Raw genomic sequence first — 23,394 nt, 5'->3', positions numbered from 1 at the left:
CGCTGGCGCACGGGCATCCTATCGTTCATTGAGCCACTGGAGTGCGCGGCGCCGCGCTTCGCGCAGTTCGGCATCGCTCAGCTCCGCCGCAATCTGCTGCCGGAGCTGCTCGCCGGTGCGGTTGCCTCCGGACGCCGCCAGGCTGGCCCACTTGTGTGCCTCGACGCGGTCGCGCGGGAGGAGCTCGCCGCGCGCGAGCACGGCCGCCAGCCAGGCCTGCATCTCGGGGTGGCCCGCCTCCGCGCCGATCCGGGCGTAGTGTACCGCGCGTTCCGGGTCGGCGGGCAGGTTGCCGACGCCCTCCATGTACATCTGTGCAAGGTAGAAGGCGGCGTCGGTCTCGCCGTCCTCCAGGGCCCGGACCAGCAGGTCCCGGGCGCGCGCGGCGCGTTCCGGCCGCACGCCGGCCCTTGCGTCCGATACCATCAGTGATGCCAGCGCCAGGCGTGCGGCGCTGTCATCCCGCTCCTCGATGACACGCCGGAACCATGCCTCGGCCGCGGCGCGATCCGATTCCAGGCCGATGCCCCGAAGATGCATCCAGCCGATGCGCAACCCGTATTCGTTCTCGCCGGCCTCGTAGGCACTCTGGTAGTACTCGAGCGCCTTCGCGACGTCCGGCTCTACGCCGAGCCCCTGTTCGTAGAGCCACCCGACCTCCCCCATGGCCTGGACCGAGCCGCTCTCGGCCGCCGACTCGAGCCAACGGCGGGCCTCGACCACGTCGGGCGGCTCGCTCTGCAGGTGTTTCTCCGCCTGGAGTCGCTGCTCCTCCGCCTCGACTTCGGCCGCGGTTTCGGGGCTGTACGGAAGCGGCTCCGCGTGGGCAGGGCCCGATACGAAGAAGACGACAAGAAACAGGAATGCCCAGTGCATGCGTCCGGCTCCGGTGCCGATGGATCCTCTCTATGCTAACGTTAACGGCCGTTCACTGCATGATGCTCGACCGCGTGGAACAGAACCCCGACGCAAGGAGACGCTCGTCTCCCCTTCCATGGATCCTCGTATTGCTGCTGACGGTGCTGCTGGTGGCGGCCGGCTTGCGCATTTATTACCTGATGCAGGCGGAGCGGGAGACCGCGGTGATGCTGTCGCCCGCGGAACGGGAGACGCTGGACGAGAAACTGGCCGTACTGCAGGAGGCGTCGGTGAGGGCCGCGTCCGAGACCGCGGCACCCGAGGCGCGCACAGCGCCCGGCCGGGAGACGGCACCCGCCCCGGAGGTCTACGACGAGGATCCCGAGCGGCGCTATCTGCGCTTCACCGAGCGCGAGCTGAATGCGGCGATCGCGCGTGATCCGGCACTCGCGGGTCGGGCCGCGGTGCGTCTGTCGCCGGAACGGGTGTCCACGAGCTTCGTGGTGGACGTGCCGGAGGATCTGCCGATGCTCGGCGGACGGCGGGTCCGTGTGCAGGCCGGGCTGCAGGTGACGACCGAGGGCGACCGCGTTCAGGCGCGGCTGCTCGGCGTCAGTGTGGCCGGGGTGCCGCTGCCGAACGCATGGCTCGGCGGGTTCAAGGGACGCGACCTCCTCGAGGGCAGCGCCCTGAGCGCGCTTGGCGCCGGGATCGAATCGGTTGAGGTAGGGGACGGCTGGGTGGCGGTGCGGCTCGCCGCTTGAACCGCTGCGCCCGACTGCGGAAGCGCCGGTGGCGATCCGATAACCAGCCTCAGCGCAGCGCGAGCAGCTCCGGGGGTTCGTCGGGCACGACCACGAGGACGTGCCCCTCCGGGACGCTGCGCCAGCGCTCGCGTTCCGTGAGCGGCTCCGAGGCGATCACCACCGCACCTTCGGGAAAGCCGTCGTCGTCACTGGTGAAGTACAGGCTGGGGCAGGGGTCATTGATCGCGTGGCGGCTCGCGACCAGGCGGTCGCCGTCGGTGAGGATCACGTTCAGCAGTGCGCGGCCGGGTCCCATCCACGGCTCCAGGGTGGTAAACGCCTCCATCATCGCGCCTTCGAGGCTCAGGTCCGCGTCGTCGATGAGGTACTGGCGGATCAGCGCGAAGAGGTACTCCGAGTCCGTGGATCCGAGGATCTCCGCCTCTATGTCGGGGTCGAGGAGATTCTGGATCTCGCGCCGGATGTCCGGGCGAAAACCGTCGATCAGACCATTGTGGCTGTATAGCAGGTCGCCGTTCGCGAAGGGCTGGGCGTTGACCACGTCACCCCCGAACCCCGGCGTGGCGCTGCGCACAGCCGCGATCCACAGATCGGCGTAGAGGTGGCGGGCGAGGGGCGCCAGGTTGGGATCCTGCCAGATCGGATCCCCCCGCCGATACACGACCGCGGTGTCATCCTCTCCGTACCAGCCGAAGCCGAAGCCGTCGGCGTTCAGCCGAGCGTAGCGGAGCTCCTCGGGATCGCTGGCCTGGCGCGCCAGACTGTGCGGTGGGGTGAAGAGTATCTCCTGCAGCGCCAGTTCGGGACCGATGTAGGCGACGTGACGGCACATGGCTGACCTCGTGGGGTGGGTCGCGGCATGGGATTCATGGTAGCTTTCCCGCCCGAGCGATGCACTCGCACAACTTCGTCCCGCGACCCGTGAAACCCTTCATGTCGATCAGTTCCCCAACCCGCATGCGACCACGCCGGGGGCTCCGGTGAAGAAGACGGCACCGGCTCCGGACACGCGCCTGCTGGTGCTGGTTCGGCATGCGCAGGCAGGCGACGCCGAGCGCTTCTGGCAGGAGACCGGCCGGCCCGATCGGGAGCGGCCCCTGACCGGCGAGGGGCGCAAGCGCAACGAGGCCGCCGCCTCGGGCCTGTCCAGACTGGTCGCACGGGTCGATCACCTGTGGAGCAGCCCGTACACGCGGGCCTGGCAGACCGCGCAAGGCATCGCCGAGGTCTTCGGGCGCCCGGCCGAGGCGCCGGATCCGCTGGAGCCGCCATGGCGGCTCCAGACCCTCTCGGACTGGCTGGAATCGCAGGTCGCCCGGGGCGAGACCGCGATCCTGGTGGGGCACGAGCCCGATCTCTCCACTCTGCTCGGCAAGTGGCTCTGCGGGGCGGGCGGACGGGCCCCGGTTCCGATGGAGAAGGGTGCGGCCTGTGCGCTGCAGGTTTCCGGAAGGATCGCGCCGGGGACGCTGGAACTGGTCTGGAAACTTCCGCAGTATGGCCTGCGGCGGCTCTAGCGGAAACCATCAACAGCAGGGAGGCGCGATGTCAGCGAGCACACAGCACAACGGCTTCGAGACGGTCGCCGCCGTCGATCTTGGCTCGAACAGCTTCCACATGATCGTGGCCCGCTGGCATGAAGGCGAGGTGATCACCGTCGATCGCCTGAAGGAGACAGTGCGCCTGGCCAGTGGCCTGGACAATCGCAACCGTCTCTCCTCGGACGCGCAGGAGCGTGCGCTGGCGTGTCTCGGGCGGTTCGGGCAACGCCTGCGGGAAATGCCGCCGGGGAGCGTCCGGGCGCTCGGCACCAACACGCTGCGCAAGGCGCGTGGCGCCCGCCGGTTTCTCGAGGACGCCGAAGAGGCCCTCGGGCACCCGGTGGAGATCATCGGCGGCCGCGAAGAGGCGCGCCTGATCTACCTCGGGGTCTCGCACACGCTGGCCGATGACCGGGGGCGCCGGCTGGTGATCGACATCGGCGGTGGCAGCACGGAATTCATCATCGGCGAGCGCTTCGAGCCCCAGCTCGCAGAGAGCCTGCAGATGGGTTGCGTGACCTTCAGCAGCCTGCACTTCCCCGATGGCCGGATCAACGGCCGACGGTTCCGCCAGGCGGAACTGCACGCGCAGCTGGAGCTGCAGCCGATCGCCGCGCCCTACCGGGCGCTCGGCTGGGAGCAGGCGCTGGGATCGTCCGGGACGCTGCTGGCGCTGGACCGGATCCTGCAGGAGACCGGGCTGGAGAAGAGCCCGGGCATGAGCCTGGCGTCACTCGAGGCGCTGCGTGCCCGGATGATCGAGGCGGAAGACATCGAACGGCTGAGTCTGCCGGGTCTCAGTGATGACCGGCGCCCGGTGATCGTCGGCGGGCTGGCGGTGGTCATCGGCGCCTTCCGCGCGCTCGGGATCGAGCGATTGACCACGTCCGACGGGGCGCTGCGCGAGGGGGTCGTACACGACCTCTTCGGGCGCTTCCACCACGAGGATGTGCGGGCGCGCACCATCCGCCACCTGCGCAAGCGCTTCGCCGTTGACGCCGTCCATGCCGAGCAGGTGGTGGAAGAGGCGCGGCGCCTGTTCGGCCCGGTCGCGGAGACCTGGGGCCTGGGCAACGCCGATGCGGAGCTGCTGAGCTGGGCGGCGGAACTCCACGAGATCGGTCTGGCGCTTGCCCACAGCCGCTATCACAAGCACGGGGAATATCTCCTGACCCACGCCGATCTGCCGGGATTCTCCCGCCAGGAGCAGGCCGAGCTTGCGCTGCTGGTGCGGGTGCATCGCCGCCGCCTGCAGGAACGCCTGTTCGAGAACCTGCCGAAGGCCCGGCGCAAGCGGCTGGTGCGGCTGGCGGTGCTGCTGCGACTGGCGGTGCTGCTGCACCGCTCCCGGACCGATGCGCCGGTGCCGCTCGAGCAGATCTCGGCCTCGGGCAAGAACCTCCGCATCACCTTCGGAGACGATTGGCTGGCGGAACACCCGCTGACTGCGGCCGACCTGGAACGCGAGGCCGCCCAGCTGAAGGAACTGGGCTTCACGCTGAAGGCATCGTGATGCGGGATCGGCATCGCCGGCGCGCCCCGATGCAGCGCGCCGGCCGCGGCGCGAGCGTTATCGGTTGGCCAGTCTGGCCAGCAGATCCTGCTGCGCGGAATAGGGCTCCTCGCCGGGCGTCGGGGTCAGTCGCCGGTAGCTGCCGTCCTTCTGCAGGACCCAGGCGGAGGTGTTGTCGCGCATGTAGGCAAACAGCGACTCCTCGGCCGCCCGCTCGCGCAGCTTCGGGTCCTTGATCGGGAAGGCGGCCTCGACCCGCCGGAAGAAGTTGCGCGGCATCCAGTCCGCGCTGGACATGTACAGTTCGGGCTGCCCGTCATTGCCGAAGTAGAACACGCGCGAGTGTTCCAGGAAGCGCCCCAGCACGGAGCGGACCTCGATGTTCTCGGAGACCCCGGGTACCCCGGGACGCAGGCAGCAGATTCCGCGCACCAGCAGCTGGATCTGCACGCCGGCGCCGGAGGCGCGGTAGAGCGCCTGGATCACGCCGCGTTCGATCAGGGAGTTCATCCGCGCCGCGATCAGCGCGGGCCTGCCGGCCCGAGCGTGCTCGGTCTCGCGCTCGATCCGCTCCACGATCGCGGTGTGCAGCGTGAACGGAGCCTGCAGGAGGTCCTTCAGCTTCGAGACCTTGCCAAGGCCGGTCAGCTGCTGGAAGATCCGGTGCACGTCCTCGGTAATCACCGGGTCCGCGGTGAGCAGGCCGTAGTCGGTGTAGGCCTTGGCCGTTCCCGCGTGGTAGTTGCCGGTGCCGAGATGGGCGTAACGGGTGATGCGATCCTTGTCGCGACGCACGATCAGCGCCAGCTTGGCGTGCGTCTTGTAGCCGACCACGCCGTAGGTGATGTGCACGCCCGCGTCCTGCATGCGGTTCGCGAGCTCGATGTTCGCCTCCTCGTCGAAGCGGGCCCGCAGCTCGATCACCACGGTAACCTCCTTGCCCGCCTGTGCCGCCTCGATCAGAAGCTCCACCAGCTCGGACTGGGTACCGGTGCGGTACAGCGTCTGCTTGATCGCGAGCACGCTGGAATCGCGCGCGGCCTGCCGGATGAACTCGACCACCGGCATGAAGGATTCGTAGGGGTGGTGCAGCAGGATCTCCTGGGCGCGCACCGCCTCGAAGATGCTGACGCCGGTGCCGTGGTAACGCGGCAGGCTGGGGACGAAGGGACTGAACTTGAGGTCCGGGCGTTCGACCAGATCATGCACCGCGATCAGGCGATTCAGGTTCACGAGCCCGTGCACCTGGTAGAGCTCCCTTTCGGTCAGCTTGAACTGGGCAAGCAGGAACCGCGCATCGTCCTCCGGACAGTTGTCCGCGATCTCGAGGCGCACCGCCTCTCCGTAGTTGCGCTGCGGGAGCTCCCCCTCGAGGGCGTTGAGCAGGTCGTCGATCTCCTCCTCGCGCACAAACAGGTCCGAGTTGCGCGTCAGCCGGAACTGGTAGCAGCCGGTCACCTTCATGCCCTGAAACAGCTCGTCCACGTGTGCGTGCAGGATCGAGGACAGGAACACGAAGTCGTTGTCGCCGCCGGCGACCTCGCGCGGAAGGCGCACGACGCGGGGCAGGGAGCGGGGCGCCTGCACCACCGCGCGGCGGGATTCGCGGCCGAAGGCGTCCTTGCCCTTCAGCGTGACGATGAAGTTCAGGCTCTTGTTCAGGATGCGTGGAAACGGATGCGCCGGGTCCAGGCCCAGCGGGCTGAGCACGGGCTGGAGCTGCTCCCGGAAGTAATCCTTCACCCAGCGCCGCTGCACGTCGTTCCAGTGCGTGCGCCGGATGAAGCGGATCTCCTTTTCCGCCAGTTCCGGGATCAGCACCTCGTTCAGGGTGCGGTACTGCTCCGCGACGAGTTCGTGCGCCACCACGCTGATCTTCGCCAGCTGCTCCGAGGCGGTGAGCCCGTCGGGCCCCGGCGTGTGGACGTTCAGGGCGACCTGCTGTCGCAGCGAGCCGACCCGGACCTCGAAGAATTCATCGAGGTTGGTGGAGGAGATGCACAGCAGCCGCAGGCGTTCCAGCAGCGGGTAACCCTGATCGAGTGCCAGTTGCAGCACCCGCCGGTTGAACTCCAGCAGTGAAAGCTCGCGGTTCAGATACAGCTCGGGATTGTCGAGATCGATGTCGTTCATCGGGGAGGGGCGATGAGGTCAGGTCCCGAGCGTAAACCAATCCCCCGGTGCGGTATAGCGCGCACCGTTCGGGTTTCCCAACGCGTTCAGGCCGCCAGCAGGAACTCGACCAGGGCCTTCTGGGCGTGCAGCCGGTTCTCGGCCTCGTCCCAGACCACGCTCTGCGGCCCTTCCAGGACCTCGGTGCTGACCTCTTCCTCGCGATGCGCGGGCAGGCAGTGCATGAAGACCGCCTCGGGTCGTGCCAGGCGCATCAGCTCGGCATCGACGAAGAAGCCCGAGAAGGCCTGCCGGCGGGCGCTCTTCTCGTCCTCCTGGCCCATGCTCGCCCAGACGTCGGTCACCACGAGATCGGCCTCTTGCGCCGCCTGGCGCGGGTCACGCACCAGTTCCAACGCGGGTCCTGCGACGGCGCTGATCTCCGGGTCGGGGTCGTAGCCTTCGGGGCAGGCGGCCGAGAGCGTGAAACCGAGGAGGCGGGCTGCATGGATGTAGCTGTTGCACATGTTGTTGCCGTCGCCGATCCAGGCCACGCGCTTGCCGCGAATGTCACCGCGGTGCTCGAAGTAGGTCTGCAGGTCGGCGAGAAGCTGGGCCGGATGCTCCCGGTCGGTCAGTCCGTTGATCACCGGGACCGAGGCGTAGTTGGCGAAGCGTTCGACCTTTTCGTGCTCGTAGGTGCGGATCATCACGCAGTCGACCATGCGCGAGAGTACCCGCGCGGTGTCTTCTATGGGCTCGCCGCGTCCGAGCTGGGTGTCGCGCGGCGACAGGAACAGCGCGTTGCCGCCGAGCTGCTGCATGCCCACCTCGAAGGACACCCGGGTGCGGGTCGAGGACTTCTCGAAGATCATCGCCAGCGCCTTGCCGCGCAGGATGCCGTCGTGGTGGGTGCCGGCCCGGGTCTCGTCCTTCAGCTCGATCGCACGCTGGATGATCTGGCGGATCTCGGTGCCGGTGAGGTCCGCCAGGGATACAAAATGCCTCAGGTTCATGCGGTAATCCTATGTCTTTCCGTCTTGTCGATCAGCTCTAGCACGATGTCGGAAACCGTGTCGGCGATCTCGGCCACCTGCGCGTCGTTGATGATCAGGGGCGGAAGCAGGCGGACCACGCGTTCCGCGGTGACGTTGATCAGGAGACCCCGGTCCAGGGCAGTGCGCACGAGCTCGCCAGCGGGACGGTCCAGTTCAATGCCGAGCATCAGGCCCCGGCCGCGGATCTCCACGACCTCGCGCTGGTGGCCGAGCCTCTCTTCAAGGAGCCGCAGCAGTCGGGAACCCAGCCGAGAGGCCTCCTCGCGCAGTCCCTCGGCCTGCATCACGTCCAGTACGGTCAGCGCGGCGCGGCAGGCGAGAGGATTTCCGCCGAAGGTGGTGCCGTGGCTCCCCGGGGTGAACAGGTCCACCGCGCGACCGGCGACGAGGCTCGCGCCGATGGGCACGCCGTTACCCAGGCCCTTGGCGAGGCTGAGCACGTCGGGCAGCATCTCCTCGTGCTGAAAGGCGAACCAGCGCCCGGTGCGCCCGATCCCGGCCTGCACCTCGTCGAGCATCAGCAGCCAGTCGTTCTCGGTGGCGAGCGCGCGCAGATCGCGCAGATAGCCGTCCGGCGGGATGCCGATTCCGCCCTCGCCGGTGATCGGCTCGACCAGGATCGCGGCGACCTCCGGGTCGCTGCGGTACTCGGCGACCGCGGTCGAATCGCCGAACGGGACCCGGATGAAGCCCTCGAGCAAGGGCTCGAAGCCGTGCTGTATGCGGGCATTTCCGGTGGCCGTCAGCGTAGCCATCGTGCGTCCGTGAAAGCTGCCTTCCATCACGATGATCTTCGGCCGCTCGATGCCGCGACGGTGTCCGTGCAGTCGGGCCAGCTTGATCGCGGCCTCGTTGGCCTCGGCGCCCGAGTTGCAGAAGAAGACCTGATCCATGCCCGAGAGCGCGCTGAGGCGGCGCGCGAGCTTTTCCTGCAGCGGGATCCGGTAAAGATTGGAGGTGTGTATAAGCGTGTGCGCCTGGTCCGCGACGGCGGCCGCGATCTTCGGGTGGGCGTGGCCGAGCCCGCAGACGGCAATGCCCGAGAGGGCGTCCAGGTAACGGTGACCCTCGGTGTCCCACAACCACGCGCCCTCGCCGCGCTCGAAGGCGACCGGCAGACGGTTGTAGGTGTTCTGAAGGATGTCAGCCATCGGGATGTCTCCGAATTGAAGAAGGCCGGTGACGCCGTTTACACGCCGCACCGGCCCCTCGGGGAGACACGGCTCGGCGTGTCTCCATGTCTGCCGATTGTCGGACTATTTCATCTGGCTGGCAACGAAGTCCCAGTTGACCACGTTCCAGAAGCCTTCCAGGTACTTGGGCCGCAGGTTGCGGTAGTCGATGTAGTAGGCGTGTTCCCACACGTCCGCGGTCAGCAGCGGCGTCTTGCCGTCGCGCAGCGGATTTTCCGCATTGGAGGTGTTCACGATCTCCAGCGAACCGTCGGGATTCTGCACCAGCCAGGTCCAGCCGGAGCCGAAGTTGTTCGCGCCCATCTCGTTGAACTTCTCCTTGAAGGCGGCGACCGAGCCGAAGGTGGCACTGATGGCGTCGGCCAGTTTGCCGGGGGGTTCGCCGCCACCGTTGGGGCCCATGCAGTTGAAGTAGAAGGTGTGATTCCACACCTGCGCTCCGTTGTTGAAGATGCCGCCGGGCGGTGCCTTCTCGACAATCTCTTCCAGGGTGGCATTCTCGAATGCGCTGCCGGGCAGCAGACCGTTGAGCTTGGTCACGTAGGTCGCGTGGTGCTTGTCGTGGTGAAACTCCAGGGTCTCCGCAGAGATATGCGGTTCCAGTGCATTCTTCTCATAAGGCAGTGCGGGCAGTTCGTGTGCCATGCGGGATCTCCTTGACGGTATCTGCGAGGCTTCGCAGGGTTTTGGCGGACCCGGAAAGATAGACATACGACTTCCCGGATGCAATTCCCGACGTATTCGGTCAGCGTTAACGCGGTCGCCTCTGGCGGTATCGGTGACGAAACGCGCGCGACAGATCGCTTATCATGCCACTTGTCCCAGCCGGAAGCACCGGAGCCCCCCTTGAACCCGCAGCCCCGCCGACATGTCGGATCATCCGCGGCGCCTCCTGCGTGGCGACCGCCGGTCTCAGCATGTGGGTCAGCAACACGGCCACCGTGGTGCTGCTGCTGATCCCGGTCGCACTCTTCTGGGTCGGCCCGATGCTGGGATCGGGGTGACGGCGATGGCAACGACATCCAGTGCACCGGCCATGCGCTCGGCGCTCAACGACATGCTCTGGCTGCTGCCCGTGCCCCTCGTGCTGGTGGTGCTGAGTCGGGTCGGGGTCCTGCTGACGGACGGTGCGTTCGTCGGCGTCGTGCTGGGGCTGGCGCTGTTCATGACGGCGGGCATCTGGCTGCGGTCGGTGGTGCGCAGAAGGATCTTTCTTGCCGGCGCGCTGCGAGCGGACAGCCCGTGGTACCGGCACTTGCGCGGCGGAGCGCTGATGGCGCTGGTGGCCCTGGCGGGCGCGATTCCCCTGGCGGCGATCCTGGTGGTCGCGACCGTCCGGGTGGACGGTCCGCATCTGCTGCTCGGGATGGTGCTGAATGTGCCGGTGCTGGTGCTGCTGCGGGGATTCTGGAGCCGGCGGATCGCCGGTCATGCGGTCCCGCGGTTCCGGCCGATGCTCGCGCTGCGTCTGGCGCTGGCGGTCAATCTCGGATTGCTGCTCCTGGCGCTGGCGGCCGCGGCGCTGTTTCGTACCTACCCGGAACTCTCCGGGCTGACGCTGGTGGACGCGGTGCTGTCCGAGGCCGGCCGTCAGCAGGCCGCAAGCGGGCTGCTGCAGGGGCTGATGCAGCTGGCGGCGGCAAAGGACGCGATGGCCTGGTGGCTGGGACAGCAGGTCCTGCCCGGCGTGATCGAGCCGGGTCTCCAGGTCGCCGGCTGGATGGTGCTCGTGGCAACCGATGGACTGGTGGTATGGTCCTATCTGTTGATATGCGCCTCGGTGCTGACACTGGTGCACTGGCGCGCGTGGCATCCCGGGAGCCATCCAGAATGAATAGCCATGCGCAAACTCGCAGTATCGGCGGCAACATGGCCAGGGCGCTTGGCGTGGTGCTGGCGCTGGCGCTGCTGACGGTCCTGGTGATCGACCAGCGCCCGTGGGACCGTCTGTTCGCGTCGGATTCCCGGGTCGGCGTCGTGATTCAGGGTCAGCGCTTTCTGCTCGCCGCAGAGGACGCCGGCATTGTCGAGCAGCGTGCGGTACGGCAGGCGGATCGTGGAGCCGCCGAGGCCGGCGACGCGGCCGGCCGGCTGGTGGCGGCCGAGCTCGACGTCCTGTTCGAGCGGCTGTCGGCGCGCGTGCCGGCGTATGCGGACTGGTACTTCTCGCTGCGCGGAGAGTACACGCGCCTGTGGCTGCTCATCCTGCGCTGGGGCGGACTCCTGACCGCGGATCCGGTGGTCTACAAGGGGATGGAGCTCGTGTTCGGCGGTGAGGAGCTGGCGGGACAGGTCAGTGCGATCGAAGGCCGGGTGGAGGGGCTGCTGGCGGCGCGCGCGCGCGAGTTGCGGACCGCCTGGCTGGAGGAGTTGCTGATGGTCGCCGGAGAACAAGGGGTCGAGGATGCGCCGGGAACGCCCTCGACGGTGGTGGTACTGGACGACCTGGCGCGAGAGTTTGCCGGTCACGGCAGCAGCGAATTCCTCACCCGTCTGTCGGCGAGTTCGGCCGGTGCGGCGTCCGTCGGCGCCGCGGCGCCGCTGGCGGCACGCCTCGCGCTGCGTTCCTCCGCGGCCGCAGCCGGCGGGGGATCCGTGGCGCTGAAGGGGGCAGGGCGCGGCGCGGCGAGGGCCGGCGGTGCGGGCGCCGGGGCGCTGGGCTGCGCCGCTGCCGGCCCCGCGGCCTGGGCCTGTGCGCTGGCGGTGGGCGGGGCCGCCTGGCTGGCGACCGACTGGGCACTGCTCTCTGCGGACGAGTGGCGCAACCGGGACGCATTGATCGCCGACTGGGAGAAACGGCTCGCGCTGCTGCGCGCGGATCTCGAGCAGAGTCTGCTCGAGCATTACGGCCAGGCCATCGAGGCCTGGCACGAGGGGATGCGGGTGGAGGTCGAGCGGACCTTCTCCCCGCTCGACTCCGTCCGCGGTGCCTCGGCCCGCTAGTGGGCCACGAGCAGACGCCGGGCGTTGCCGTAGGCGATCCGCTCGGCGACGTCGGGCGGCAGCTGGTCCAGCCAGGCCCTGATGTCGGATACGTGCTGATCGAGTTCCGACCAGCGGCGAACGCTGAAGGTGTCGGCCCCGATCAGAAACCGGTCGGCGTGAGTGATCAGCAGGTCCTGCCAATCCAGCGGCATGAAGCCGTCGGCGATCAGCCGTTCGCTGCGCATCGACAGGTCCACATGCAGACCGGGGTAGCGGCTCAGGTAATCCGCGATCAGCGGCGGGTAGGGGAAGGTGCCGGCGTGTGCCCAAAGGATCACGGCATCGGGCTCGAGCTCGTAGGCGCGGTCGATCACCGCCGGGTCGCCGTGGATCATCACCGGCAGTCCGCGCTCGCGCCCGATCGAGACCAGTTCCGCGAAGACCGGCGAGTGCCGATCGTCCGCGAACAGGTGCAGCTCTCCGATCCCTCGCCAGGAGCCCCTTGCAAGGCCTTCATCCAGGCGGTTGCGCACCCATTCGGGGAGATCCTTCTCGTGCATCCAGGTGTCCTTCTGCGCGGGGGTCCGGTAGACACCAAGAAACGGGAGGATCGCGTCCGGCGCGGCGTCCATCGCGGTCTCGACGAGGCCGCGGTCAGGGGTGATGATCACCGCCCGCTCGACCCCTGCCTCCTCGAGGGCGGCACCGATGCCCTCCGGGGTAACCGCGTCGACATGCGCTGCGTTGTAATGCAGGTGGGCATCAAACAGCGGGCCGTCGTAGGCGGCGGCAGTGGCCACGATTGCCAAGAGGGCAGTGGACGTGATGGCTCGCACCGCCGAGCGGATACACCTGGATGACATGGCTTGCTCCTGATCTTTAGCGTGCAAATCGCGGGTGGCGCCCCAACCAACCCCCCCTGCAAACGGCGGGGAAGGTTCATTGTGAAGGGTACCTCCTGGCGCCGTCACCGCTCACGTGGCGATGGGGCCCCGAACGCCTCCTGCAGCCAGCCGCGGAGCCGGTCCATGCCGGCATCCGTGGGCTCGGACGGCGGCCGGCCGCCGGGCACGAAACCGCGGTCGCGAAAGGGTTCCAGCAGTTCGGGAGCGCCACTGAACACGTGGACCGGTACGCCGGGACTCGCGTCCGCGCCGGTGATCAGGGGCGCGGGCTGGTGATCCCCGACCAGGATCAGGAGCGTCTCCGAGTCCGTGAAACGGGCGGCATAGCGACCGGCGGTCTCGAGGGCATACGCCACCGACAGGGCATAGTGCTCGCGCACGCGATCGTGGTTGCGCCATAACGACTCCGGTGTCTCGCCCTCGCCCTCCCACTGCAGAAAGACGCTGCCGTCGCCGATCTGATCCCAGTCTTCGATCACCGGCAGGATCGGAACCCAGGGTGCGTGGCTGCTGATCAATGCCAGTTTCGCGAAGACCGGGCGATCGTCACCGCGGCGCAGCGAATGCTCGAAGTGCCACCAGGTGAACTGGTCGGGCATGGTCACCCAGTTGAATTCGGGGCCGGCATAGGGGATATCGCTCGCCTCGTGGATCTCATCGTAGCCATACCAGCGACCCTCCGGCCAGGGCCGGGTGATGGCGGGCATGACCGCAAGGGTGCGGTGGCCCGTTTGCTGGAAGTCCTGCACCAGCGATGCCCGCTGCGTGCCGAGCAGGAATTCGTAATGCATCTGGTTCCGCACCCGTAGCCCGGTCAGCAACGAGGCGTGCGCGAGCCATGACTGCCCCCCGAACATCGGTGCATTCAGGGTGCCGCTGACCATGTGCAGGCCGGCCGCCGCGACATCCTGCTCGATTGCCTCCAGTTGTTTGCCCACGACCCGCGCATAGCGATCGTCGAAGAGGGCCGACACGCCGTAGGACTCGATGAAGCCGATGATCACGTCGATGCCGTCGAGACCGGGAAGCGGCGTCGCGCGGCCGGCGTCCGGCTCGTCGGCCAGCAGCGCCTCGAACTCCCGACGCTCGCTATGCGCGCTCCGTCCGAAACGCAGTTGATCCAGCACCAGGGTCGCGCCCGGGGTGATCGCGCGCGGAAGGCTGGGCAGGGCCGTGCCAGCGTGGAAGGCGGTGGTGCCGGCGATGCCCGCCGCGAGCATCGCAACGCCGGCCGCCAGTGCGATGGGGGACCGTGGTGCCGGCAGCGAGAGCAGCAGCCAGCGCACGAACAGCGCCAGCCCGGTCACCACCAGCAGCAGCGCGACGCCCGCGGCAATCGCTCCAGGGACCGAAACGCTGCCCGCCATCAGGTGGTAGACCGAACGGATCAGCGGGTAATCGAGGTAGAGGTTCAGGGAACGTCCGAGGCTCATCCGGGCCAGCCCGTCGGCGAGTGCCAAGAGGCTCAGCAGGGCGAGCAGGGACGCCGCGACCCCCGCGAGGCCCCGCGACCAGCGGCCCGGTGGCATCAGCGTGAACAGGCCCGCCAGCACCAGGGCCTCCAGCGCCACCCAGTTCGGGCCGAAACCGCCGTGCCGGGGAATCTCCAGCCCGAGCAGCAGCGCATTCAGGATCGCGAAGGTGGCAAACAGTCGAAGCAAGTGAGCTCCTCTCCGGGTGATCGGCTTTCGGTCCGCGGCCGCGGATGGACGGGGCCGGGAAGAACCGACAACTTCTGGCGGGGAAAGTTGTCCCAAGCGTTCGTGCAGACGGACGATGCGGCAGGGGAGATTATGGGCGGTTCGGGATCCGGGATGCAGTGGCGATGGCCCGCATCGCGAAGCGAGGGCTTCGGGTTCAGCGGATGGTCCGTGCGGCGCATCGGGCGGCAGGCCCGCCGTGTGGGCTTCACGGGCCTGCTGTGCCTCGCCGGGCTGCCCGCGGCGGCGCCGGGTGAAGACGGCTGGACCGCCGAGTCCCTGTTCGAGCAGGTCACGGAGCTGGCGGCCGCACGGTCGAAGAGCGCATTCGAGCCGCCTGTCTCCGGCCTGCCCGAGGCACTGCGCGATATCAGCTACGACCAGTACCGCGCCATCCGGTTCCGGCCGGAGCAGGCGCTCTGGCGTGGCGAGACCCGCTTCGAGGTGCAGTTCTTTCACCCCGGTTTCCTGTTCCCATATCCGGTCAGGCTGAACACGCTGGAGTCCGGGGTCATCAGTCCGATCGCCTTCCGGCAGGACCTGTTCCGCTATGACGCGGAGGCCGCCGCGCTCGAAGGGAAGGGCGAGGGCGGCAACGGTTTCGCCGGCTTTCGGCTGCACTACCCGCTGAACACCGACGGACACAAGGATGAGGTGATGGTCTTTCTCGGGGCGTCCTACTTCCGCCTTGTGGGCCCGGGTCAGGTATATGGCCTGTCCACGCGAGGCCTCGCGATCGATACCGCGTCGCCCGAGGGTGAGGAATTTCCCGCCTTTCGCGAGTTCTGGCTGGTGCGTCCGGGCCCCGAGGCCGACCGCGTCACCATCCTGGCGCTGCTTGACAGCCCGTCGGTCAGCGGCGCCTACCGGTTCGACCTCACCGCCGGCGAGGAGGTGGCGGTGGATGTGGAGAAGTACCTGTTCGCGCGTACCGACGTGGGCAAGCTTGGCGTTGCGCCGCTGACCAGCATGTATCACTTCGGCGCGACCAGCGAGCGCTCGTACGATGACTTCCGGCCGCGCGTCCACGACTCCGAGGGACTCCAGGTGCTGACCGGTGCCGGCGAGTGGATCTGGCGACCGCTGGCCAACCCGCGCGCCGTGCGGGGAACCTCCCTGCGCGACCGCGATCCGGGTGGTTTCGGGCTGGTGCAGCGCAACCGGGAGTTCGCGGACTATCTGGACATGGAGGCCGAATACCACCGCCGGCCCAGCCAGTGGGTGACCCCGATGGGCGGTGACTGGGGCGCCGGCGGTGTCGAGCTGGTGGAGATTCCCGCGCCGGACGAAACCATCGACAACATCGTCGCCTTCTGGGTGGGCGACCGTCCGTTCTCGGCCGGCGAGCGGCGCCACTATCGCTACCGGCTGACCGTCTTCGACGACACGCCCCCGGGCGATCCGCCTGCCCGTGTGGTGCGCACACGCAGCGGCTGGGGTGCGGTTCCCGGTGCGGCAGACCCGCCGCCGCGCAGCCTGCGCCGCTACATCGTCGATTTCGCGGGTGGGGCACTCGAGGGTCTCGGTCCGGACGCGGCCGTCGGTGTGCAGCTGGATACGAGCGCAGGACGTCTTGACGATGTGCACGTACGCCGGCTGCCGGACGGCGAGGGCTGGCGCGCCACCTTCCTGCTGGATCCCGCGGGCGGGCGCGCCGCGGATCTGCGCCTGCTGCTCACCCTGGATGGCGCCCCCGTCACGGAGACCTGGAATCACGTGTGGTATCCCGATGAACTCTGAAGCGGTGGTCGGACACGATCCGGCCAGGGATCCCGCGGGCGAGGCCGCGGGGGAGATCCTTCAGGCGCCCGGTAGGCGAGGGCGGCGCGTGCTTTTCCTGGGATTGGTCCTGGGCACGGTGGCCCCGGCCGCATTCCTGATGACCCGCATCCTGCCGACCACGGGAATGGGGCCGCTGCTCTGGGTGATATTCGCGCTGTTTCTGTGCACATTCACCTGGATCGCGATCTCGTTCTGGACCGCGGCGGCAGGTTTCGTGCTCCGTTTGCTGAGGCGCGATCCCCTCAGCCTGCGTCCGGTCCCGGCGGGAGCCGTGTCCGCGGGGCCTGTCCGGCTGGCCGGACGGCGGACCGCCATCGTGATACCCATCTGCAACGAGGACCCGGCGCGCGTGATGCAGGGCGCGGAGGCCATCTGCCATTCCCTGCTGGCTACCGGACAGGCGGCGGCCTTCGATCTGTTTCTGCTCAGCGACAGCAATGACCCGGATGTGATTCCGGAGGAGGAGCGGACCGTGTGGGCCCTGCAGGGTCGACTGCCGGCACCCTGCCGTACCCACTATCGGAGGCGGCCGGTGAACAGCGGTCGCAAGGCCGGCAATATCGCCGAGTTCTGCCAGCGCTGGGGCGGCCGCTACGATTACATGATCGTCCTGGACGCCGACAGCGTGATGGAGGGCCCGACGCTGGTGCAGCTGGTGCGGCTGATGGATGCGAATCCCGACGCGGGCCTGATCCAGACAATGCCGCTGCCGGTGCGTCAGGAATCCCTGTTTGGACGCTTCCAGCAGTTCGCCAGTGCCCTGCACGGGCCGATGCTCGCCACGGGTCTGAGCTTCTGGCAGGGGAGTGCCGGCAACTACTGGGGACACAACGCGATCATCCGTGTCCGGCCGTTTGTGGAGCACTGCGAGCTTCCGGTGCTGTCGGGCCGGCCGCCGCTGGGTGGCGAGATCCTGAGCCACGATTTCGTTGAGGCCGCGCTGCTGCGCCGTGGCGGTTGGGACGTGTGGCTGCTCCCGGATCTCTCCGGAAGTTACGAGGAACTCCCGGGCAACCTCGTGGATTACGCCCGGCGTGATCGGCGCTGGTCGCAGGGCAATCTCCAGCACCTGCGGCTGCTGAGCACGGCCGGGCTGCATCCGGTGAGCCGGCTGCACTTGCTGTTCGGGGCGCTTGCCTATCTCGCCTCGCTGTTCTGGCTCCTGATGCTGGGGACTGCCTCGGCGGCCGCGGTCGTCGCGTATCAGCTCCAGGCGCCGGGGATGGCCTCGGCGGCGCAGCACGGCTCCATCCCGGTGTACGCACCCCTGGCCTACCTGCTGCTGGCGGTAACCGTGGTCCTGTTGCTGCTGCCGAAGCTGTTCGGCGTGGCCCTCGCCCTGCGCCGCGAACCGGAGCGATTCGGTGGACCGGCGCGTCTGGTGCTTGGCGGACTGCTCGAAACCCTGTACTCGGTCCTGATCGCGCCCTTGATGATGGCCTTCCACAGCCTTTTCGTCGGGGCGGTCGTCCTCGGGCGCAACGTGAGCTGGACGTCCCAGTCGCGCGAGGGGCGGATGGTGTCCTGGCACGAGAGCTGGCAACGTACGCGGCCCTTCGTGCTGGGAGGGCTGGTCTGGGGAGCGGCGGTTGCCTGGGGCGCGCCAGGATTCTTCTGGTGGCTGTCCCCGGTGTTCAGCGGGTTGCTGCTCTCACCCCTGCTGGTGCGCGTCAGCGGGAGCCAGCGCGCAGGATACTGGCTGCGTGAACGGAATCTGCTGCTCGCCCCGTCGGAACTCGCGCCCAGTGCCGCACTGGCGGTGCTCGGCAGGCTCGAGTCCTGTGCGGTTGCGGCCCCCGAGCGGACGGGTTCGGGAGACGCGGCCGGTGCGCCGGTCGCCTGGCTTCAGGATCGCCGGGCGCGCCGGGCGGGCACCCGGGACCGCGTGAGGAACAGACGCGGGCTCGGGTCGGAAAGCGGGTGGGAGGACGCCTGCAACGACGCGTGAGCGGTGTCGGGCGATTGCACCGGTCTGACCGTGATCAGCCGACTTCTCTTCGGCGCAGGAGACTCATCCTCTGCATTACCTCGTCGCGGCGGATGAGCCAGTGGTGCATGGCGCCGGCGATATGCAGAACGATCAGCGCGATCAGTGCATAACCGACGTACTGGTGCCAGAGAAAGAGGGTCTCCGACAGTGCGTCGTCACGACCGATCAGGCCGGGCAGCTCGAACTGGAACAGATTGACCGGAAACCCGCCGGCGGCCGTGGCCAGCCATCCGAGGATCGGCATTGCGATCAGCAGAAGGTAGAACAGCCTGTGCACCATCTGGCTGGCGACGCGCTGTGGGGCCGGCAGTGGTGTCGCATAGGCGGGCTTGCCGAAGGTGAGCCGGGTCAGCAGCCTCAACAGCATGAAGCCGAGAATCAGCACCCCGAGGGTCTTGTGGGTCGTGTAGACCAGGTCGGTCCCTGCCGCACCGAGCATCTCGCGGAGACCGTCGAACCCGAAATATCCGATGGTGCCGCCGAAGGCGAAGGCCAGTAGCACGAGGACCGCGATAAGCCAGTGCAGCAGGCGCTGTATCAGCACATAGCGCGGCATCCCGGGTTGATCGGCGGAGGTGACGTCGCTCATGGTCGCTCCCTTCGGTTGGAGATTCGGTGTGATTGGCCTGCGCTTTGGAGGAGCGGAAGAGAAAACGGTTCCCGAAGCGCGGCCGTCGGTGGCGGCCTTCCCCGGGGTCGGGCACAGCTCGCGGCGAGTGCTTGACCGCAACCCGGTCGGGGCTTACTCTTTGCCCGCCTAACCCGGGCGGTTAGCTCAGCGGTAGAGCACTGCCTTCACACGGCAGGGGTCACTGGTTCGAACCCAGTACCGCCCACCAAAAAAAGACTAGGTGACAGCGACCCGGGAGTCCACCCCGGTCGCCTCTTCTCGCCGGTGGCACGAAGACGGCGCAGGTGACCAATGGCGGACGAGACAACGAGCCGGGACACGCCACGGCGCGGTCATGCTCAGTGCAACCCGCCCCGCGACTGCTCTCGCAACCGGGCCACCGGCATGTCGGATGGTGCCACCACCTGGATGCTCGCCGTGCCCTCTTCGATGGCGGCCTGCCCCGCGTGCTTTTCCCCCTGGCCGACACCCTGCTGCGCCGGAGGCTGTTCAGGTGAACCGCGCCCGCTACCCGATTCTGCCACTCCTTGTCCTCGCCACGACGCTGCTCACCGGATGCGGGGGTGGCATGACCGCCGCCGAACTCGATGCCAGCTACCTCGTTGCGCTCGAGGAAAGCGCCGGGCCCGCGCGGCGCATGGAGGAAGATCCCGAGCGCCTGGAAGCCGCGCTGGCCGGCGTGCGGGAATACTTTGGCGACGTCACCCGCGCTTCCGTACGCGAACTGACCGCACAGGTCTACGCGCCGGACGCCTACCTGAACGATAACCTCGCCGCGGTACGCGGAGCTGATGCCATCGAGACCTACTTCCTCGACGCAATCGAGTCCGCGGACGTCCTCCGGCTCGAGTTTCTCGCGACGGCCGTCGACGGGATCGATGTCTACGTCCGCTGGCGCATGCATATGGAGGTCCCGGCCCTCAACCGGGGCGAACCCATGATCAGCTACGGAATGAGCCAGTTCCGCTTCGACGAAGCCGGCCGGGTGCTCCTGCACAAGGATTTCTGGGACTCCGCCAGCGGGCTCTTCGAGCACGTGCCCGTGCTCGGCCGCGTGCTCCGCCACCTGCGCCCCGCACACTGAGCGCACCCGGCGCGGGCGGGGAGGTTATGTCGATCGGCGAAGACCGAATGGAGCGGGAGTTCGGGCGATAGTGGTCCGCTCGTTCCGGTCTCCACCGTTGGACAGGCAGTTGCCCCTTTGTGAAAAGGGCGTTTTTCCTTCCTATACTCCCGGCATCCGATCCAGCCGTTCGAGGCCCCACGGATCCCTCGAATCCGCCATCTGGTTCGCCCCGTGGCCGGCGCCGCGGGTCCATGCCCTGGTTGCAGAAAACAGTGTGGAGCTGTCGCCGATGAGCTCGATTGCATGCCCGACGACATCCTCCGCGCTTCCCTATACGGGCGACGAGTCGACCATGCCTGCGCGGAGTTCCAGGAAGGTTGCGAGGACTTCGGTACGCTCGGCTCTGAGGCCGGGATCGCGGACCACGTTGAAGGTGGTCGAGGTGCCCAGGCCAATCGCGGGCAGTGCTTCGCCGGACGCGGGTATGAGTGTTGTCAGCGGCTTCAACGCTCGCTCCGATGCCGGTGCGACCTAGAGGATTGCACTACCCCAGGGAGCACACCATGCACGGATCGACCGACGAACGCACCCGCACGGGGATGAGTCCGGAGGCGCTGAAGCGTGCCTTCGTGGACAGCATGTTCTTCAATCAGGCTCGGTACTGGCGGGTCGCAACCACCCACGACCTGTTCATGGCCGCGGCATACACCGTGCGCGACCGCATGCTGGAGCGCTGGATCCGCACCGCGGAGGCCTACCGCGACGTGCGTGCGCGCACGGTCTGTTATCTGTCCGCGGAATTTCTTCTGGGTCCGCAGTTGGGCAACAACCTGATCAATCTGGGGATCGTCGACAGCGCTCGTCAGGGAGCACGGGATCTCGGGATCGACCTTGAGGCCATCTTCGCCGAGGAGCCGGAACCAGGACTCGGAAATGGTGGCCTCGGACGCCTGGCCGCCTGCTACCTGGATTCGCTCGCGACGCTGTCGGTCCCTGCGATCGGCTACGGCATTCGGTACGAACACGGGATCTTCGACCAGAGCATCGACGACGGCTGGCAGGTGGAAGACTGCGACCTCTGGCTCAGCCATGGCAACCCCTGGGAAATCCCCCGTTACCATCTCCGATATCCGGTGCAGTTCGGGGGCCACACCGAGCCCTACACCGACGAACACGGACGCTTTCGGGTGCGCTGGGTTCCACGCATCGACCTTTACGGCATCGCCTACGACACACCCATTCTGGGTTTTGGGGTCGACAACACGAACCTGCTCCGGCTCTGGCATGCCACAGCAGGCAGGTCCTTCGACCTGCAGGCCTTTCATCAGGGCGATTATTACGGTGCGGTACATGCGAAGGTCGCGGCCGAGAACATCACCAAGGTGCTGTACCCGAATGACGAGCCCGAAGTGGGCAAGGAACTGCGGCTCAAGCAGCAGTATTTCTTCGTGTCCTGCTCGCTGCAGGACATGATCCGCCTGCACCTGCAGGATGCGGAAACCCTGGAAGACTTCCACGAGAAATTCTCGGCCCAGCTCAACGATACCCATCCGGCGATTGCCGTGGCCGAGCTGATGCGCCTGTGTGTCGACGAGCACGGCATGGACTGGGAGCCCGCCTGGGATATCACACGCCAAACCTTCGCCTACACCAACCACACGCTGCTGCCGGAGGCGCTGGAGACCTGGCCGGTGGACCTGTTCGGTCGCCTGCTGCCGCGGCATCTCGAGATCATCTACGAGATCAACCGCCGGTTCCTGGACGAACTGCGCATCCGTTTTCCCTTCGACCCGGAGCGCATCGAACGCATGTCGCTGATCGCGGAGGGGCCGGTGCGGCGGGTACGCATGGCGAACCTGGCCACGGTGGGCAGTTTTGCGGTGAACGGGGTCGCCGCGATGCATTCCGAATTGGTGAAATCCACCGTGCTGCGCGACTTCCATGATCTGTGGCCCGAAAGGTTCCACAACGTGACCAACGGCGTGACCCCGCGGCGCTTCATCCAGCTCAGCAATCCCGACCTCTGCGGCCTCGTTACGGAAGTGGCTGGCACCGGCTGGGCTCGGGATGCGGACAACCTGCGCAGGCTCGAACCGCACGCGCGGGATGCCGCCTTCCAGGAGCGCTGGCGCGCGATGAAACGCGCGGCGAAGGAACGGCTGGGGGCGCGTATCCAGCAGACAACCGGGGTGCTGGTGGATCCGCTATCCATGTTCGATATCCAGGTCAAGCGCTTCCACGAATACAAGCGCCAGCACCTGAACCTGCTGCACATCGTCACGCTGTACGAGCGCATCAAGCAGAACCCGGGGCTGGACATGACGCCACGCACCTTCGTGTTCGGCGGCAAGGCGGCACCCGGGTATTTCATGGCGAAGCTGATCATCAAGGCGATCCACTCGGTCGCCGAGGTCATTAACCGCGATCCCCAGGTCAACGGACTGCTGCGGGTGGTGTTCGTCCCGAACTTCAACGTAAAGAATGCCGAGGTGATCTACCCGGCGGCCGACCTTTCCGAGCAGATTTCCACCGCCGGCAAGGAGGCCTCCGGTACCGGCAACATGAAGTTCTCGATGAACGGCGCATTGACCATCGGCACGCTGGACGGTGCCAACGTGGAGATCCGCGACGCGGTCGGGCCGGAGAACTTCTTCCTGTTCGGGCTGACCGTCGAGGAGGTCGAGCGCACACTGGCCGAGGGCTATCGGCCCTGGGAGATCTATCGGGAACACACGGAACTGCGGACCGCGATCGACCTGTTGCACTCGGGCCTCTTCTCACATGGTGACACGGATCTCTTCCGCCCGCTCACCGACAGCCTGATCCACCATGATCCTTACCTGCTGTTGGCCGACTATCAGGCTTACGTCGAAACCCAGGCGCAGGCAGAGGCCCGTTTTCGCAACCCAATGGACTGGACACGCATGTCGATCCTGAACACGGCGCGCATGGGCCACTTCTCCTCGGACCGGGCTATTCGTGAGTATTGCGAGAAGATCTGGCGGGTGCAGCCGGTACCCGTTTCACTCACCACCACCCGGTGAAGACCCGGCCTCAAACGGCGCAATTCGCTGCGCTCATTGGCACCCCACACGTGAACGCCATGGTCATCGAGGGAACCAGGGCGCTCCGTGTCTGCGATCAGGAGCCCTGGGCAGACTCGGGATGCGCAACAGGGTCAGGCCTCGCCCTGTAGCATGCAGGCCACCCCTTGCGCGCGGAATTGTTGAGAATGGATGAGTGGCTGGAGTTGGCTCTAGTGGGCCATGCGGAAAGTTCGGTACCAGATCGCTTCGCCAGAAGCGCCGGCGCTGCGTTGGGCAAGTTTGAAATAGGCCCACTATTCCTGCACT

At 67.4% G+C, this 23,394-nt stretch carries 18 protein-coding genes and 1 tRNA gene; 10 read left to right on the top strand and 9 right to left on the bottom strand.

Features of this window, described 5'->3' with window-relative positions; all coding sequences use genetic code 11:
* Positions 1 to 18: 18 nt before the first annotated feature.
* Positions 19 to 876: a tetratricopeptide repeat protein gene (locus ACESMN_RS06345; RefSeq protein WP_373052760.1), complete on the bottom strand. Its 858-nt coding sequence runs from the start codon at positions 874 to 876 to the stop codon at positions 19 to 21.
* A gap of 32 nt (positions 877 to 908) precedes the next feature.
* Between ACESMN_RS06345 and ACESMN_RS06340 the strand changes: the two genes are divergently transcribed.
* Positions 909 to 1,622, top strand: coding sequence for a hypothetical protein (locus ACESMN_RS06340; protein WP_373052759.1), 714 nt, complete (start codon positions 909 to 911; stop codon positions 1,620 to 1,622).
* 49 nt (positions 1,623 to 1,671) lie between these two features.
* Here the strand turns inward: ACESMN_RS06340 and egtC are convergent, their stop codons facing one another.
* Positions 1,672 to 2,457, bottom strand: coding sequence for an ergothioneine biosynthesis protein EgtC (gene egtC, locus ACESMN_RS06335; RefSeq protein WP_373052758.1), 786 nt, complete (start codon positions 2,455 to 2,457; stop codon positions 1,672 to 1,674).
* A 148-nt stretch (positions 2,458 to 2,605) separates the two neighbouring features.
* On the opposite strand from egtC, the gene ACESMN_RS06330 reads away from it, so the two are divergent.
* Positions 2,606 to 3,142, top strand: a complete 537-nt coding sequence (locus ACESMN_RS06330) for a SixA phosphatase family protein (protein WP_373052757.1) — start codon at positions 2,606 to 2,608, stop codon at positions 3,140 to 3,142.
* A gap of 28 nt (positions 3,143 to 3,170) precedes the next feature.
* Complete coding sequence (gene ppx / locus ACESMN_RS06325; RefSeq protein WP_373052756.1) at positions 3,171 to 4,679, top strand: exopolyphosphatase; 1,509 nt, start codon at positions 3,171 to 3,173, stop codon at positions 4,677 to 4,679.
* 57 nt (positions 4,680 to 4,736) lie between these two features.
* Here ppx and ppk1 read toward each other — a convergent pair whose 3' ends face one another.
* From ppk1 to ACESMN_RS06305, 4 genes are all read right to left on the bottom strand, one after another.
* Entirely contained in the window at positions 4,737 to 6,812 is a 2,076-nt protein-coding gene (gene ppk1, locus ACESMN_RS06320; RefSeq protein WP_373052755.1) for a polyphosphate kinase 1, read from the bottom strand.
* Between the two features lie 86 nt (positions 6,813 to 6,898).
* The gene (gene argF / locus ACESMN_RS06315) at positions 6,899 to 7,807 is read right to left on the bottom strand and encodes an ornithine carbamoyltransferase (RefSeq protein WP_373052754.1); all 909 of its coding nucleotides are present in this window, start codon (positions 7,805 to 7,807) and stop codon (positions 6,899 to 6,901) included.
* The gene (locus tag ACESMN_RS06310) at positions 7,804 to 9,000 is read right to left on the bottom strand and encodes an aspartate aminotransferase family protein (protein WP_373052753.1); all 1,197 of its coding nucleotides are present in this window, start codon (positions 8,998 to 9,000) and stop codon (positions 7,804 to 7,806) included. Before ACESMN_RS06310 ends, argF begins: the two co-directional genes overlap by 4 nt.
* Positions 9,001 to 9,105: 105 nt before the next feature.
* Complete coding sequence (locus ACESMN_RS06305; protein ID WP_373052752.1) at positions 9,106 to 9,687, bottom strand: superoxide dismutase; 582 nt, start codon at positions 9,685 to 9,687, stop codon at positions 9,106 to 9,108.
* A 364-nt stretch (positions 9,688 to 10,051) separates the two neighbouring features.
* Between ACESMN_RS06305 and ACESMN_RS06300 the strand changes: the two genes are divergently transcribed.
* Positions 10,052 to 10,876, top strand: coding sequence for a hypothetical protein (locus tag ACESMN_RS06300; RefSeq protein ID WP_373052751.1), 825 nt, complete (start codon positions 10,052 to 10,054; stop codon positions 10,874 to 10,876).
* Positions 10,873 to 11,985: a hypothetical protein gene (locus tag ACESMN_RS06295; protein WP_373052750.1), complete on the top strand. Its 1,113-nt coding sequence runs from the start codon at positions 10,873 to 10,875 to the stop codon at positions 11,983 to 11,985. Before ACESMN_RS06300 ends, ACESMN_RS06295 begins: the two co-directional genes overlap by 4 nt.
* Here ACESMN_RS06295 and ACESMN_RS06290 read toward each other — a convergent pair.
* Together ACESMN_RS06290 and ACESMN_RS06285 are read right to left on the bottom strand one after the other, a co-directional pair.
* Positions 11,982 to 12,830: an amidohydrolase family protein gene (locus tag ACESMN_RS06290; RefSeq protein ID WP_373052749.1), complete on the bottom strand. Its 849-nt coding sequence runs from the start codon at positions 12,828 to 12,830 to the stop codon at positions 11,982 to 11,984. The genes ACESMN_RS06295 and ACESMN_RS06290 overlap by 4 nt on opposite strands.
* A gap of 104 nt (positions 12,831 to 12,934) precedes the next feature.
* Positions 12,935 to 14,533 carry a sulfatase gene (locus tag ACESMN_RS06285; protein WP_373052748.1) on the bottom strand — a complete coding sequence of 533 codons (1,599 nt, stop codon included), beginning with the start codon at positions 14,531 to 14,533 and terminating at the stop codon, positions 12,935 to 12,937.
* A gap of 153 nt (positions 14,534 to 14,686) precedes the next feature.
* Here ACESMN_RS06285 and ACESMN_RS06280 point away from each other — a divergent pair, with 153 nt between their 5' ends.
* Both ACESMN_RS06280 and mdoH read left to right on the top strand, forming a co-directional pair.
* Positions 14,687 to 16,312, top strand: a complete 1,626-nt coding sequence (locus tag ACESMN_RS06280; protein ID WP_373052747.1) for a glucan biosynthesis protein — start codon at positions 14,687 to 14,689, stop codon at positions 16,310 to 16,312.
* The gene (mdoH, locus tag ACESMN_RS06275) at positions 16,302 to 18,302 is read left to right on the top strand and encodes a glucans biosynthesis glucosyltransferase MdoH (protein WP_373052746.1); all 2,001 of its coding nucleotides are present in this window, start codon (positions 16,302 to 16,304) and stop codon (positions 18,300 to 18,302) included. Before ACESMN_RS06280 ends, mdoH begins: the two co-directional genes overlap by 11 nt.
* Positions 18,303 to 18,336: 34 nt before the next feature.
* Here the strand turns inward: mdoH and ACESMN_RS06270 are convergent, their stop codons facing one another.
* Positions 18,337 to 18,933 (bottom strand): cytochrome b, encoded by a 597-nt coding sequence (locus ACESMN_RS06270; RefSeq protein ID WP_373052745.1) that lies wholly within the window; start codon positions 18,931 to 18,933, stop codon positions 18,337 to 18,339.
* 175 nt (positions 18,934 to 19,108) lie between these two features.
* Here ACESMN_RS06270 and ACESMN_RS06265 point away from each other — a divergent pair.
* The 3 genes from ACESMN_RS06265 (at position 19,109) to ACESMN_RS06255 (ending at position 23,085) form a co-directional block, all read left to right on the top strand.
* Positions 19,109 to 19,183, top strand: a tRNA-Val gene (locus tag ACESMN_RS06265).
* A 285-nt stretch (positions 19,184 to 19,468) separates the two neighbouring features.
* Positions 19,469 to 20,059, top strand: coding sequence for a nuclear transport factor 2 family protein (locus ACESMN_RS06260; RefSeq protein ID WP_373052744.1), 591 nt, complete (start codon positions 19,469 to 19,471; stop codon positions 20,057 to 20,059).
* A gap of 545 nt (positions 20,060 to 20,604) precedes the next feature.
* Positions 20,605 to 23,085 (top strand): glycogen/starch/alpha-glucan phosphorylase, encoded by a 2,481-nt coding sequence (locus tag ACESMN_RS06255; RefSeq protein WP_373052743.1) that lies wholly within the window; start codon positions 20,605 to 20,607, stop codon positions 23,083 to 23,085.
* The last annotated feature ends 309 nt before the right edge of the window (positions 23,086 to 23,394 follow it).

Origin of the sequence: Thioalkalivibrio sp. (genome assembly GCF_041690275.1) — a bacterium.
Taxonomy (GTDB): domain Bacteria; phylum Pseudomonadota; class Gammaproteobacteria; order Ectothiorhodospirales; family Ectothiorhodospiraceae; genus Thioalkalivibrio.
The sequence above is the reverse complement of the archived record's forward strand: the minus strand, read 5'-3'. Positions and strand labels throughout refer to the sequence as shown.

What these genes read in the sequence shown, in the direction of transcription:
- ACESMN_RS06345 (WP_373052760.1), bottom strand. Translation starts at nt 876, where the DNA reads ATGCACTGGGCATTCCTGTTTCTTGTCGTCTTCTTCGTATCGGGCCCT.
- ACESMN_RS06305 (WP_373052752.1), bottom strand. Translation starts at nt 9,687, where the DNA reads ATGGCACACGAACTGCCCGCACTGCCTTATGAGAAGAATGCACTGGAA.
- ACESMN_RS06280 (WP_373052747.1), top strand. Translation starts at nt 14,687, where the DNA reads ATGCAGTGGCGATGGCCCGCATCGCGAAGCGAGGGCTTCGGGTTCAGC.
- ACESMN_RS06255 (WP_373052743.1), top strand. Translation starts at nt 20,605, where the DNA reads ATGCACGGATCGACCGACGAACGCACCCGCACGGGGATGAGTCCGGAG.
- mdoH (WP_373052746.1), top strand. Translation starts at nt 16,302, where the DNA reads ATGAACTCTGAAGCGGTGGTCGGACACGATCCGGCCAGGGATCCCGCG.
- ACESMN_RS06310 (WP_373052753.1), bottom strand. Translation starts at nt 9,000, where the DNA reads ATGGCTGACATCCTTCAGAACACCTACAACCGTCTGCCGGTCGCCTTC.
- ACESMN_RS06340 (WP_373052759.1), top strand. Translation starts at nt 909, where the DNA reads ATGCTAACGTTAACGGCCGTTCACTGCATGATGCTCGACCGCGTGGAA.
- ACESMN_RS06270 (WP_373052745.1), bottom strand. Translation starts at nt 18,933, where the DNA reads ATGAGCGACGTCACCTCCGCCGATCAACCCGGGATGCCGCGCTATGTG.
- ppx (WP_373052756.1), top strand. Translation starts at nt 3,171, where the DNA reads ATGTCAGCGAGCACACAGCACAACGGCTTCGAGACGGTCGCCGCCGTC.
- argF (WP_373052754.1), bottom strand. Translation starts at nt 7,807, where the DNA reads ATGAACCTGAGGCATTTTGTATCCCTGGCGGACCTCACCGGCACCGAG.
- ACESMN_RS06300 (WP_373052751.1), top strand. Translation starts at nt 10,052, where the DNA reads ATGGCAACGACATCCAGTGCACCGGCCATGCGCTCGGCGCTCAACGAC.
- egtC (WP_373052758.1), bottom strand. Translation starts at nt 2,457, where the DNA reads ATGTGCCGTCACGTCGCCTACATCGGTCCCGAACTGGCGCTGCAGGAG.
- ACESMN_RS06295 (WP_373052750.1), top strand. Translation starts at nt 10,873, where the DNA reads ATGAATAGCCATGCGCAAACTCGCAGTATCGGCGGCAACATGGCCAGG.
- ACESMN_RS06290 (WP_373052749.1), bottom strand. Translation starts at nt 12,830, where the DNA reads ATGTCATCCAGGTGTATCCGCTCGGCGGTGCGAGCCATCACGTCCACT.
- ppk1 (WP_373052755.1), bottom strand. Translation starts at nt 6,812, where the DNA reads ATGAACGACATCGATCTCGACAATCCCGAGCTGTATCTGAACCGCGAG.